The following is a 13,065-nucleotide window of genomic DNA, read 5'->3' as shown; positions in this document are numbered from 1 at the left end:
TCCAGTTGTTCTCGCTCGTCGCGCGTAAGATTGAGGTCTCGCTTGGGTCGGCCACGAACGGTTTGCCTGGATTTCCTCACTTATCCAGTATACCAAAAGTCTCGTGTTATTGCAATGAACTTATAACTCACAACACTAGGTAGCCGTGCGAGTCGATGCTAATGCTGCCGTAGCCTTTGTTTTGATAGCCCGTAACCGCTTCGCCCGACCCGGTGCAACCCTTCCAGTACGTCATCGCCGGGGGATAGATGTAATAGCTACCAAATCTATCCGAGGTCAGCCAGCAATCGCCGTTCCCGGCCATCGCGACCCCGCCGGCGTATCCAACAACGTTGGGGTTCGTAAGCTCCTTCGTGCAGCCGGCTTTTAGCGAACAGATGGCGATGTTACCTGCGCTGCTCCCCTGTCCTACGATGTTGGCGACGGCGATCGTACCCGTAATCGCGTTCATACTGGCGGCATCGCTGGGCTGCCCGTAGGGGTCGCTAAAGGAGCCGCCTTCAGGTCCGCACATGTTCGGCCCACGGTAAACGGCGATCGATTCGGGGCCGCCAAGTGGAACGATCAGGCTGCCCTTAGGGTCGACGGCGATACCGTTGACGTAGGCGCCGTTCCCAGTAGAAACGGTACAACGCGGTCCTCTGCCCGCCATGCTGAAGCCTTCGACCTCGGTCCCGTCAAAGGAGCTGACGTAAATCCCTTTTCCGGCGCTCCCAGGCGCGAGGGTACGGTGGAACGATCGCTCGTCAGGCGTATGTAGCCATTCCGGCAGCGCTCGCACTGCGTTTGTCGGCGTCCCACCAGACTTTGGCATACCACTATCGGGAGGCCAGACGCTCGAAAGCGTTGCGCTCGAGCAGCCGACAAGCATTGCTGCGAGCGGCGACGCCGCGAGCCATAGTCCCGATCTTCGGATCAATTTCATTTCATTTCGCTCCGTTATAACGCTGTCTTGGCGAATACTATGGCTTTTTAAGGAGAACCCCGGTTGATATCTTAATATTCTTCGTAAGTGTCGCCTCAGGTGAGAATTGATCTGGAGCGTACTCGTAGAGCGCATCAGGATCGTGCCAATTTGCGACGACGACGGTGCCGGCGGCATCCTCCGATATCGCAAAAGGTTCCGTATATCCCTCACTCAACGTTTCACTCGGACTGGTCGCTCCCGGAGGGTAAACGTTGACAAATCCCTTCAGGTCGGCTACCCACAGATTACCCGACGAGTCGAATGCCACGTCTATAGGTTTCTTAAGTCCCTGCAAGTTAAGAGGGTTTACGTTGCTCGTTCCCTTCGGTATCTTAAAAATTTGGTCTGTAACATAATCTGCGACGTAAAGATTCTGCTTGGCATCGAGCGTTAGGCCCCATGGCGCGGTAAGGCCCTGTCCGCTAATGACCCTCGAAGGGGAAGTCGCACCAGCCGCATACTCTGAGATATTGGCAACACCTTTAACGTTCGAGACATACAACGTTAGAGCACTGTCGACTGCGAGGCCAGCGGGATAGTTGATCCCGTCCGTAATGCTGATGCTGTGCATTGTCTGACCCTTGGGATACTCGGTTACGCTGTACTTTGAGTAATTGCCGGCGCACTCATTTGCTACGAAGCGTCTCCAATTTCGCGTGCAGTGGTCCCACTAGCCCGCTGACCCCTCTTCATCATACGGCGGGATGAGTCGCGCGTCCACGTCACATCAAAAGCGGAGAACGAATGCAGGAGTTGCGGCGGGCGGCCGGGTTAGTAGTGTCACAATGGCCGCCTCGCGATTCTTCAGTTGCACGGTAATCTTCGCGCTAATACTCGCATCGACGCCGCTGAAAGCATCGGCTGATCCCGAAGCGGTGGCGAGCCCGTCGCCCGCACCGCAGTTACCGCCGACCTACGTTCAGGTGCAGGAAGAGATCTCTCCCGATTATACCGGCGATTCGGGATCCAGCACGCAGCTCAATTTCAGTGGCCAAATGCTCGTCCCCGGGAACCGCTATCTGTTGCGGCTAAAGCTGCCGGTCGTGACCTCCGCGCCCGCCGAGTCCGTGACCGGCGCGGGAGACCTGTCGCTAACGAGCCTTCGTTTCTTCGATACCGAAGCGACGCACTACTTCGCCGGCTTGACCGCTCGCATCCCAACGAGTCGAAACTCATCGCTAGGGTCGGGCAAGTATTCCCTCGGACCTGCATTCGGCTATCAATACCAGTCGGGACGGTGGCGGGTAGGCTTCTATACACAGAACTATTTTTCGATCATGGGACCCTCCTCGCGCGCCGCTGTAGGAAAGTCTAAGATCGAACCGATCGTTGACCTGTCGCTGCCCTACGGGTGGAGCGTCGGTTTTTCCACTATGAGTATTACGTACGATTGGGTGCTCAATAAGTGGATCGAAGTACCAATAGGAGGCCGTATCACGAAAGCATTTGGCCACTTCAGCAGGTTCGGCCCAATCGGGAACCTCTTGCCGCTGCAGGCGACGCTCGAAGCCGAACAAAATTTGTCGCGTGCTGTCGACACGCCAGGGTGGACGACTCGAATCTCGCTAAGGTGGATCCTGTAATCGGTTGCGATCTGCGCGACGCGCGCGTTCGACAGCGTCCCGTGTTTGGTATACGTCCAAATATCGCTCGGCCGTACTACGAATATCCGCGTGCCCAAGACGCTGGCTTACTACTTCGAGGGCCGCAAGAGGCCGCGCACATGTCATTCCTCCCGTCGATGCAGTAAGTCGACCTCAAAGAGACGGTCAGTCGAAGGAAAGCAAGCAGGTGGTCCATCGGAAGCCGGCAAATCTGCCGATAAGGAGGCGCTCGTAAAAAGCCGTTCAGCTGCGTGGCGTCCCGTTTGCTCAAATCTCTGAAGGCCAGAAAGGATATACCGGTATGTTTTTACGTCAAGCACTGGCTTTTGCATTTGCCGGGGCGATGTTAGCGGGTTGTGCCGCTAATGCCGTTCCAGGCGCTAATGCCGTTCCAGGCGCTAATGCCGTCTCAGGCGCTAATGCTATTTCGGGCGCCAGTACAATCTCGGCTTTACGGTTCATTGCACCAGATGCCCGTCCCGTTATCAAAAGCGTGACTCCAATCCAAGCGGAACAAACGCAGAAGATCGTCATAAGGGGTAAAGGCTTCGGGAAGATGAAGCCGTATGACGGCGACTCGTGCTGCATCGAAATTATCGTTACCAACCCTGAATGTGAATATTTCGGCTCTTACGATACTTGGAACGCCGGTTATGAAGGCAGCAATCCAAACGAAGTGACATTAAATGTTAAGAAGTGGAGCAAAAAAGAAATCATCATTACGGGCTTCACCGGTAACTACGGCCAGGGTTGCTGGACCCTCAACTCCGGCCAACCGATATCGGTTGATGTTTGGAACGCGCAACATATGGCAGGGCCTGCCACTTGGAACGGCACGATCAAATAATCGCAACCTCAAGGTAGTGTCCTTATAAAGACATCGAGAATCAGCGGATCGTTGGTTCGAATCAATACCCGAAGAGTGATAGATCCCTCGCAAAATAAGCGTTTTGCGAGGGGTCGCTCTTAGGGAATGGATCTATCCGCTTCGCGTTTCTGGGTTGTGCCTACGAGGAGTGCGAGGGTTTTTCGCATTTCGACTTTGCACGCTCGTCTGGGCAACGATGCGTGAATGGGACTCCTTGATTCGCGCTACACGGCACGGGACGCCTCGAGATCTGAGGCGAAAAGCGGGGCGCAAGGCATGAGAAATTACGCTTTCGGTCGCTGCGTAACAATCAGTGCCGCTCTGGCACTGCTGGCCGGATGCAGCGACTCGCAGCCGATCGGCACGCCGGACGTGATGCGGCAAACGCTGTCGCACGCGATCGCGCATCGTACCTCGACCGGCCCCTCCTACCACGTGCTCTACAGTTTTGCGGCCGCTTCCGACGGCAGTGCGCCTGAAGCCGCTTTGGTCGCGGTGAACAATACGCTCTATGGCACCACAACCAAAGGAGGTATAATAGGGGGTGTAGGCCGGGGAACGATCTTCAGCGTCAGCGCGAGCGGCAACGAGACCGTGCTGCACAGCTTCGGCTTACCCGGCCAACACGACGGCTGGGATCCAATGGCAAGCCTGATCGCCGTGAACGGCATGCTCTACGGCACCACGGAATTTGGCCGCAGGGGCGGCACGGTCTTCAAAATCGGCACTGCTGGCAAGAACGAACGCGTGTTGCACGGTTTCGTTCCCACCCGCGGCAGAAACCCCACCGCGAACTTGGTCGATGTCGATGGCACGCTCTACGGCACCACGACCACCGGCGGCCCCAGCAATGCCGGAACGGTATTCGGGATTACGATGAGCGGTAAGTGGCACAGGCTATACGCCTTCAGCGGCAGCCCCGACGGCTCAGAACCCTGGGCGGGCTTGATCGGCGTACATGGAGCGCTCTACGGAACGACATTCTTCGGCGGCGCGCACGGTTTTGGAACGGTCTTCAGCATCACGACGTCCGGAAAGGAACGGGTGCTGCACTCGTTCGCCGGCACCCCTGATGCATCGGAGCCCTATGCCAATTTGATCGAGGTCAAAGGAACGCTCTACGGCACAACGACCGGTGGAGGGAAGGCCGGGCACGGAACCGTCTTCAGCATCACGACGTCCGGGGAGGAAAAAGTGTTGTACTCGTTCCTCGGCACCCCAGATGCGGCGGTCCCGTATGGAGGCTTGATCGCCGTCAACAGTACCCTGTACGGCGTCACGACCCAGGGCGGCACGGGCTATCCCCCATTCGGAGCTGGCACCGTCTACAGCATCAGCACCAACGGCAAGAAGGAACGTGTGCTGCACTCGTTCGCAGACAGCCCCGATGGGGCTGTGCCTTATGGGAGCTTGATCGACCTGGATGCTACGCTTTACGGGACGACCTATCTGGGCGGCAATCCGTCGTGCGAGGGCGGTTGCGGAACGGTCTTTTCGTTGAACCTGTAGCCCTCGATCGGGAGCGAGAGCTAAGCGAGCCCGAGCCTCTTCTGACCGCTGAATGGTCGCAAGGCAAAGCCAACCTTGATTTTGAATCGTTTCAGATGGCGCTGACCGCTCCAATTCCGACCGGGACCGTAACGCTGCTCTTCACCGACATCGAGGGAAGCACGCGGCGTTGGGAAGAGTGGGCCGACGCGATGCCGCAGGCGTTGCGCCGCCACGACGAACTGCTGCGCGCCGCGATCGGAAGGCACGGCGGTCACGTGTTCAAAACGATTGGCGACGCCTTCTGCGCCGCGTTCTGGCGTGCGTCAGACGGCGTAGCGGCCGCAATAGATGCGCAGCGCGCACTCGCCGCCGAGGATTGGAACGCAATCGGCGGCCTGCACGTTCGCATGGCGCTGCATAGCGGTGCGACCGACGAGCGCGAGGGCGACTACTTCGGCCCCGTCGTGAACCGCGTGGCGCGGCTGTTGGCGACGGCGCATGGCGGCCAAGTCGTATTCTCCGGTGCAGCGGCCCTGCTGTTGCGGGGTCTGATGCCCGACGGAGCGGAGCTGCTCGATCTGGGTGAGCACAGGCTTGCGGACCTCGCCGAGGCGGAACAGGTTTGGCAGCTCGTCGCTCCGGGCTTAGCCCAAACGTTCCCAACCCTGCGTTCGCTCAAATCGATGCCGAACAACCTGCCGCGTCAGCTTACGCCGCTGATCGGCCGCGACGAGGTGCTGGCCGATGTGAAGCGGCTCCTAGACGATCATGCGTTGGTGACGCTCGTCGGCACCGGCGGCATCGGCAAGACGCGCGTCGCCCTGCAAGCCGGCGGGGATGTGCTCGATGGTACGCCCGACGGCGTATGGTTCGTGGATCTGGCGTCGATCGGTAATACGAGCGAGGTTGTGAGTACGATTACGGCGGCGCTAGGTTTGCGCGAACAGCCGCAGGTTCCCCTCCTCGAGACGCTGCTGCGCTATCTCAAGCACAAGCATGTGTTGCTGATACTCGACAACTGCGAGCATATGATCGAGGAAGTCGCAAGGATTGCCGACACGATCTTGCGAGGCTCTCCGGAGGTCCGGTTGCTGGCGACCAGCCGTGAGGCATTGCGCATCGGCGGCGAGTATGTCTATCGCATGCCGTCGCTAACGTTTCCACTTCACAGCGGCACGCTCGCGGCGGAAGAGGCGATGAGTTATGGCGCCGTCGCGCTTTTTGCGCAGCGCGCCGCGGCCTCGGATGCGAAGTTCGAGCTGACCGACGATAGCGCGCCGATCGTCGCGGAGATCTGCAGGCGGCTCGACGGCATCGCTCTGGCGATCGAACTGGCGGCTGCGCGGGTAAAAGTGTTGGCGGCGCGACACCTGGCGCAGAAGCTCGACGAGCGCTTTCGCGTGCTGACCGGCGGCAGCCGCGCGGCGCTCCCGCGTCAGCAGACGATGCGCGCGCTGATCGACTGGAGCTACGACCTGCTTTCGGCGAGGGAGCAGAGGTTATTCCGGTCGCTGGCGATCTTCGTGGGAGGGTTCACGCTCGAGATGACTGCCACCGTTTGCGCGGATGACGAAGCCGCGAAGGATGCGGTTGAGTCGTGGGAGGTCCTTGACCTGCTCGCATCGCTCGTCGACAAGTCGTTGGTGCATGCGGACCAAACGGAGGGCGGGGTGCGCTATCGGCTCCTGGAGTCGATCCGGCAGTATGGGCGCGAACGCCTTGCCGAGGCGGAAGAGGACGCTTTGGTTGCGCAAGCGCACGCTGTTGCTTTTCTTGCGTTGGGTGAAGAACTCCACGACGTCTTCGAAACGACCCCCGAACGTATCTGGCTGGCCCGAGCCGAGCCGGAGCTGGAGAACTTCCGCGCGGCGCTCACGTGGACGTTCGGAACGCACGGCGACGTGCTGCTTGGGCAACGCCTGACGGCCGCGCTACGACCGGTGTGGACGCGCTTTGCTGCCGCGGAAGGACAACGGCGGATCCAGGGGGCGCGCGATCAGTCGCCCGAGATGCCGCCCTCGACAGAGGCCGCACTCGACCTTGCGGAGGCGGCAATCGCTACCGCACTCTCTCAACCGAAGAAGGCCCGAGAGCGGGCGGAACGTGCGCTCGCGCTCTACAGCGAGCTTGGCGATCGCATGCGCGTTGCGCAGGCACGGCATCTTCTCGGCCGTGCATTCGTTGATTTGGGCGAGGCCGAGGAAGGAGGAGCGGTGCTAACCGAGGCGCTGAGTGAGGCCAGAGCAACGGGCTTGCGCTCCGTTATCGGAGACGTCTTGCAAAGCCTCGCAGTTGCGCGCGGTCACGCCGGCGACATGGCCGGAGCGCGGCCACTCTTTGCAGAGGCATTAGCAATGTTCAGATCGGTCGGCGCAGAGCGCGTGTGTTCACACGTCGCGGGAAATCTCGCCGAAGCGGAGTTCCACGAAGGCAATGCCGGCGAGGCGCTGCAGTTGGAGAACGAGGCGCTCACAATCTATCGCTCGTTCAATCACAAGCTCGGCGCAGCAATTTCGCTGTGCAACATTGCGGCATATCTCATCGCGCTCGGGCGCTACGAAGACGCCCGCGCTTCGGCTCGAGATGGGCTCGCCGCCGCACGCGATGCGCAATGGGAGGCCGGCGTGACATGGGGGCTACAGCATCTCGCAGCGATCGCCGCACTGCGACCGGCCGACGATGACGGCGATGCGCGCGGCGATCGACACCGCGCCGCGCGGCTTGTGGGCTACGTCGATGCGCGTTTAGATGCGATGGAAGCGTTGCGTCAGTACACCGAGCAGCAAGAGCAGGATAAGGTGCTTTTCGCACTGCGCGCCTCAGTTGGCGAGAGCCGGCTTTCGAAACTAATGGCTGAGGGGGCTACCTGGACCGAAGATCAAGCGTTCGGAGAAGCCCTGGCGATCTGAGCGCTTTCCGACGTGGAAGCGGAGCGCTAGAGTTCGACTCCCGGCGCGGTGGCAAGTTGATGGCGCACGTACGTCAACCGGAACGGGGTTCCATGGGCTGTCCCATGTTGCCCAAACCGAGAAAGCCTAGTGGTCGAATTCCGTTAGCGTAACGCGTTAGTCATTCCGACGCGATACCCACGTCACATTTTGTCGCGGACAGGTCGGAAACGGCCGGAATGCCCAAGCTTAGGTTCGACCCCCGGCCATCCCCAATTTCGTGTCACCCTGAGCTTGCCGTAGACCTCCACGCGTTGCTTCCGCTACCGAAGGGAACTGCCGCCTACCGGGGTTCACCGTTGCGGGTTTCAAGTTACGGCCAGTAGTTATCCACTAGGGCGCCACGGCAAGGCCGGTCGGAACGCCGACGTTGACGACGTCGCGCGGAATCAATTTTGGAAAGGTGAGGGTCAGCCAATCGTGGTCGTTCTCGGCACTGGCGTAGAACAGCTTTTTGCGCCCCGGCACGAAGACGATGCCCGTAACGATATCGAGCATTCCGGCGAGGTTGATCTTGCGCTTCGGGTGCGTCGCCCCCGGCGCGAAGACCGCGAGATACTTCGGCGGGTTATGCGTGAGCGGCTCGCAGGGCACGATCAGGTTCCCCGCGGGATCGAATGCAAGCACGTAGGCGGGGAAAGAGTTTGACGGCAGATCGAGGTTCAAGTTTTCGCCCGTGCCCGAGCCTTCGGTGGGATACTCATAAACGGCGACTTGATAGGTTGAGAACCCGAACCACGAGACGTAAAGGTGATTCTGCGCGTCGAGCGCGACGGCAAACGCGCTCTCTCCTGAAGTTTCGAGCGTGGTGCTCGGCGTGGTGCTGCCTTTCGGAAACTCCGTGACGCTGCCGCCGCCGCTAGGGCCGCCGGCCGCGTTGGCGACGTAGACCGTTCCGTCAGTGCCGACAGCGACGCCGAACGGCGTGTTGACGCCGCTCGTATAGGTGATGCTCGGGGTCATCGAATCGGGCGCATAAACCGTCACGGTGCTATTGCCGCTGTTGGCAACGTAAAGATTGCCACCGGCATCTACGGCCAGCGCTTGGGGCTCGGAGATGCCGTCCGTGATCACGCCAATCGGCGCCTGCGCTTGCCCCTTGCTGGAGTAGATATTCACCTCGCCCTCGCCGGTACTTTGGCTCGAGACGTAAACGAGATTCGCCGAACGTGCCGTTTTGAGCTGGGGCAGGTTCGGGCTGGGCCCGGTCGGGTTGGCTTGCGGGCTGCTGCACGCCGCGAGAATTGCGGCCAATGCCGCCGCGATGGCACGCTTCATCGTTTGCTCCCTTCGAGCTGAAGATTCGGTGCGGTGGCGACGCCGAACGTATCGGTGAGACCACTCGACGAGCCGATCGATTCGAACGCTTTCTTTCCCTTCGGCTTGAAGGCGTAGACGCCGACGCACGGAGCACTCGCGCAGTTGACCGGCACGTAAAGATTGCCGTCGGGGCCGACCTGGAGCTGGAGCGGCTCGTCCAAGAACGGCATCGTATCGATGACGCGAAACGCGTTGTGCGCATGGGGCCGGTATTCGAGCACATAGTTCGAACCGCTCGAGGTGGCCGACACGAAGATGTCGCCCGCGGAATCGAGGCTCACGCCGTTGCCGCCGCTGCCGGTATCGAGACCGTGCAGGTGCAAAGGCTTGGGAGTTGTCGAGCCGGCTCGAATTTCGAACACGTCGGCCGCAAAGGTTTCATCGTTCCAAGCGACGGCGTAGAGGTTATCTTTCGAGTCGACCGTGAGGCCGGCAAGGCCGTTAAAGTCCGACGACGTGATCCTCGAGGCGGGCGACGTGGCACCGGCAGGATAGACGAAGATCGCGGGCGTTTCGAGGCAGTACGCCCCGCAGCTCGAGACGTAAACCGTTCCCTTCGAGTCGACCGCGACGCCGATCGGATAAAAGAGTTCGCTCTGCCACGTCGTGCTGAGAACCTTCGGCGAGCCAGTATAGGGTGGAGCGAACTCCGAAACGTAATCGTCGTTCCCCGACGGTCCGTTGTTCACAACGAAGAGGTCGCCGGACTTATCGACGTCCATTCCGTCTTGAAATGCCGTCAGCCCCGTAATCTGTGCGACTGGGCCGCTCTGGCTCGGATTCGCCAGCGGATAGATGTCGATCGTACCGTTTTCCGTCGGCACGAAGAGCAACTGCGAGGGCAGCGTAGCGGCTCTTGCCTGACCGCGCGCGAGAGGAAGCACGTTTGCACTGCTGAGCATTCCGCCGCCTGGCGCCGCCGCGCCGGAGCAGCTCGCCAATGCGCCGGCGGCGCATGCCGCCATCATAGAGAGAAGTGAGCGTCGCATGACTTATTATCGCCGGGCGCGGGAAAATGCGCATAGGCAATTGCCTACACGATTGCGGGTCCGGCGGCGGGTTTGGCAAAGTCGGCGCTGGAAGCACTGCGCGTGTACCGCCAGCGCAGCTTTGACCCGGCGTACTGTGTCGGGCGGGAAGCCGAACTCTCCGCAGTGCGCAGCCTCGTAGCGGACGCCGCGCTTGGAAATGGCTGCGCGCTGGTATGGATCGGTGCAAGCGGCATCGGGAAAAGTCGGCTTCTTTCGGAATGCGAGCGCCTCAAGCTGCCGGCCACCACCCTGCGGGTGCGCTGCGGCGCCCCGGCGACCTACTCGCCCGACATCTGCGCCCAGATCGTCACGGCGCTTCGGCTTCCGCGGCGTAGTACGAAGGCCCGCGCCGCGCCAGCGGTACTCTCGGCGCTGACCGTACGGGCCAAGCGCCGCCCCGTGGCGATTTTTGTGGACAACCTGCATCTAGCCGGTGGTGCGGAGCGCTCGTTCGTCGAAGCGCTCGCGGCACGCGCGCGGCACCAGCGGCTCGTCATCGTCGCCTGCACGCGCCGCGATACGGCGCTACCGGCGCAGTTGATTCGCGAACTTCCTCCGCTCGACGACGCCGCGATGGAGCTCTTGATTCGCGGTCTCTCCGAAAAGCGCTCGCTGGACAATGAAGGCTTGCGAGCGATTCTCGCAACGGCGCAAGGCAATCCACGCCTAGCGATCGAGCTGGCGCAAAGCGACACCGCCGACGACGGCACGGTGACGCTCGTGCCGCCGAGCGCTCACGATCTCCTCAGGGAGTTTCGCGAAGCGCTGTCGCAAGACGACTACGACATCGTCGCGGCATGCAGCGTCGTCGGCGCGGAGTTCGACGGTGAGTGGATCTCGGAGGTGACCGGGCGGTCGCGTGCCGAAGTCGCCGACGCCCTGCAACGCGCGAGCGAAGCCGGCCTTCTCGGAAAGCCGGCGGGCTCGCCGAAATGGCTCGCGTTCCGCCAGATCGCCGTGCGCAACGCTATCTACGCGTCGATCATTGCAATCAAGCGCCAGATCATCCATGAGCGCATCGTCGAACGGCTCGTGAGAGAGCGCGGCGGAAGCGCAAAGATTGACGCATTGCTCGGCCTTCACGCCGAAGTCATCGCGAAGCACGAACTTGCCGCCGAGGCTTTTTCGCGAGCCGCGGATGGCTTCCGCGATGCCGGCGCCTTTGCCGCCGCGGCCGAATTGCACCTCCGCGCCGCCGCCAACGTGCCGCTTGGCGACGAGCGCTGGCTCGCGCTCATGCGTCAGGCAATGCGGTGCTATCGCAGCAGCAGCGATTGGAAGCGCGTGAACTCGCTCGCCGAGTCGGTGCTCGCGCATGCTGCAGCGGACGCAAACGTTGCCGCAGCGGCGCTCGAGGATCTGTTTTACGCACACCTCAACGACGGCAATCGCGAGGCCGCCGAAGGCGTCGCCGAACGGATTGCGGGCCTGGGCCTGCCCGCTAGCGGGACGCGTGGCCAAATCGCTCGGCTGATCCTCGCCTATGCGTTCTGCTATTCGGGGATGACCGCGAAGGCGCAGCGTCTCGTGGAGATGGTGGAAGCCCAGGGAATCGACGACCCCGAACTGCGGCTGCGCTATTTGATCGCAACGGTCGAAATCGAGGCGCTGGTTGCGCCGCTCGAGCGCACCCTGAAAGTTGTCGACGAAGCGGTCGAGATCGCGCGCGGCCTCGGTGTCCGCGGAACGGTCTTCGCGGCGGGAACGGGCGCCGAAATCGCTTGCCGTTACGGCGATTTGGCTCGGGCTCGCGAATACGTCGAACGCGCCGAGAGGATCGCGGAGCAGCGGCCCGGCTCGGCCAATGATCTGCTGCGCGGTGTCGTTAAAGAGCGCACGCGGATCGCCATGCTCGCCGGCGATCTGCCGGCGGCGCGCGAGCTCGTGCGGGCGAATATCGGCTGGCGCGCGACGGGGCGTCTCAACGAGTCGTTCGACGCGGGCATTGCCGTAAGCCTGGGAATGCGCATTGGCGATCTCGCCCTGGTGGACGCGTTTTTCGATCCACGGTTGCTGTACGACTCCGTCGCAGCCCAGGAAGCCGAAGCGTGCGGCTTGCTCCTACCCGGGTTCGCCGAGGTGATGCTGCTGCGCGGTATGGCAAAGGAACTCCGCGGGGCGCTTGAACGCTGCGTCGGTGACGCGCTGATCGATCCATACACGTCGATTCAACTCGCCGCGACGCGCCACGCGCCGCTGGAATGCAGCGCGGCTGCGGTCGAGCAGGTGGAGCGATACTTCGCGAACGCTATTGCGCCGTCAGCCGCGGCACACGTCGCGCTCGCGCGCGCCACGCTGTTGCGGCGCAGCGGTCGTCACATTGCCGCGGCAGAGCTGGCGGGTGCCGCTGCCGTGCGATTTCGGGCGCTGGGGTGGGCGCTTTACGAGGCGGCCGCGCTCGAGCTTGCCGGAAACCTGCGCTCGGCTTCCCGTCTCTACCGCGAGTGCGGCGCCGTCTCCGACGTCGCCCGTCTGGCCACCGGCGAGAAGCGCAAGCTGAGATACGCGGCGTTCGGGGCGCGTCTCTCGCCGCGCGAACGCGAGGTCGCGCGACTCGTCGCCGCAAAGCGTTCAAATCGGGATATCGCGCTGGCCCTGGACATCAGCGTGCGTACCGTCGATCATCACGTCGAGGCGGCGTTTAGCAAACTTGGCATCCGTAATCGCTGGCAGCTCGATGCGGATATGCTCGAACCGCGCCCGAATCGTAGACCGGCATAACGCGCGAAAGCGCTTCAATGCAGGTGCAGCATCGAGCGACTCCATAGGCCAGCGCGGGTTCGACCCAGCGACACCATGAAAACCCCGACCTTGGTGCTCTCAAACGTTTAGGTTC

General features: G+C 61.7%; 9 protein-coding genes. 5 read left to right on the top strand and 4 right to left on the bottom strand.

What is annotated here, in order from left to right; translation table 11 throughout:
- Nucleotides 1-127: 127 nt before the first annotated feature.
- Both VGG51_11110 and VGG51_11105 read right to left on the bottom strand, forming a co-directional pair.
- Complete coding sequence (locus tag VGG51_11110; protein HEY1883577.1) at nucleotides 128-652, bottom strand: hypothetical protein; 525 nt, start codon at nucleotides 650-652, stop codon at nucleotides 128-130.
- Between the two features lie 310 nt (nucleotides 653-962).
- Nucleotides 963-1,538, bottom strand: a complete 576-nt coding sequence (locus VGG51_11105) for a hypothetical protein (GenBank protein HEY1883576.1) — start codon at nucleotides 1,536-1,538, stop codon at nucleotides 963-965.
- Nucleotides 1,539-1,752: 214 nt separating this feature from the next.
- On the opposite strand from VGG51_11105, the gene VGG51_11100 reads away from it, so the two are divergent.
- The 4 genes from VGG51_11100 (at nucleotide 1,753) to VGG51_11085 (ending at nucleotide 7,839) form a co-directional block, all read left to right on the top strand.
- A complete protein-coding gene (locus VGG51_11100) occupies nucleotides 1,753-2,550 on the top strand; it encodes a hypothetical protein (protein HEY1883575.1) in 798 nt (265 codons plus the stop codon).
- A gap of 322 nt (nucleotides 2,551-2,872) precedes the next feature.
- Nucleotides 2,873-3,418: a hypothetical protein gene (locus VGG51_11095; protein ID HEY1883574.1), complete on the top strand. Its 546-nt coding sequence runs from the start codon at nucleotides 2,873-2,875 to the stop codon at nucleotides 3,416-3,418.
- A 297-nt stretch (nucleotides 3,419-3,715) separates the two neighbouring features.
- Nucleotides 3,716-4,948: a choice-of-anchor tandem repeat GloVer-containing protein gene (locus tag VGG51_11090; GenBank protein HEY1883573.1), complete on the top strand. Its 1,233-nt coding sequence runs from the start codon at nucleotides 3,716-3,718 to the stop codon at nucleotides 4,946-4,948.
- Between the two features lie 95 nt (nucleotides 4,949-5,043).
- A complete protein-coding gene (locus VGG51_11085) occupies nucleotides 5,044-7,839 on the top strand; it encodes a tetratricopeptide repeat protein (GenBank protein HEY1883572.1) in 2,796 nt (931 codons plus the stop codon).
- A gap of 372 nt (nucleotides 7,840-8,211) precedes the next feature.
- Here VGG51_11085 and VGG51_11080 read toward each other — a convergent pair whose 3' ends face one another.
- The gene (locus VGG51_11080; GenBank protein ID HEY1883571.1) at nucleotides 8,212-9,156 is read right to left on the bottom strand and encodes a hypothetical protein; all 945 of its coding nucleotides are present in this window, start codon (nucleotides 9,154-9,156) and stop codon (nucleotides 8,212-8,214) included.
- Nucleotides 9,153-10,187, bottom strand: a complete 1,035-nt coding sequence (locus VGG51_11075) for a hypothetical protein (GenBank protein ID HEY1883570.1) — start codon at nucleotides 10,185-10,187, stop codon at nucleotides 9,153-9,155. The genes VGG51_11080 and VGG51_11075 overlap by 4 nt, the downstream gene beginning before the upstream one ends.
- A gap of 102 nt (nucleotides 10,188-10,289) precedes the next feature.
- Between VGG51_11075 and VGG51_11070 the strand changes: the two genes are divergently transcribed.
- Complete coding sequence (locus VGG51_11070; protein HEY1883569.1) at nucleotides 10,290-12,950, top strand: AAA family ATPase; 2,661 nt, start codon at nucleotides 10,290-10,292, stop codon at nucleotides 12,948-12,950.
- Nucleotides 12,951-13,065: the final 115 nt, after the last annotated feature.

The sequence above is a fragment of the Candidatus Cybelea sp. genome (assembly GCA_036489315.1).
Taxonomy (GTDB): Bacteria; Vulcanimicrobiota; Vulcanimicrobiia; order Vulcanimicrobiales; family Vulcanimicrobiaceae; genus Cybelea.
This window is presented reverse-complemented; position numbering and strand designations above follow the sequence as displayed.

Coding starts and splice junctions, on each gene's coding strand:
- VGG51_11085 (HEY1883572.1), top strand. CDS start 5,044: ATGGCGCTGACCGCTCCAATTCCGACCGGGACCGTAACGCTGCTCTTC.
- VGG51_11075 (HEY1883570.1), bottom strand. CDS start 10,187: ATGCGACGCTCACTTCTCTCTATGATGGCGGCATGCGCCGCCGGCGCA.
- VGG51_11105 (HEY1883576.1), bottom strand. CDS start 1,538: ATGCACAGCATCAGCATTACGGACGGGATCAACTATCCCGCTGGCCTC.
- VGG51_11090 (HEY1883573.1), top strand. CDS start 3,716: ATGAGAAATTACGCTTTCGGTCGCTGCGTAACAATCAGTGCCGCTCTG.
- VGG51_11095 (HEY1883574.1), top strand. CDS start 2,873: ATGTTTTTACGTCAAGCACTGGCTTTTGCATTTGCCGGGGCGATGTTA.
- VGG51_11100 (HEY1883575.1), top strand. CDS start 1,753: ATGGCCGCCTCGCGATTCTTCAGTTGCACGGTAATCTTCGCGCTAATA.
- VGG51_11080 (HEY1883571.1), bottom strand. CDS start 9,156: ATGAAGCGTGCCATCGCGGCGGCATTGGCCGCAATTCTCGCGGCGTGC.
- VGG51_11110 (HEY1883577.1), bottom strand. CDS start 652: ATGGCGGGCAGAGGACCGCGTTGTACCGTTTCTACTGGGAACGGCGCC.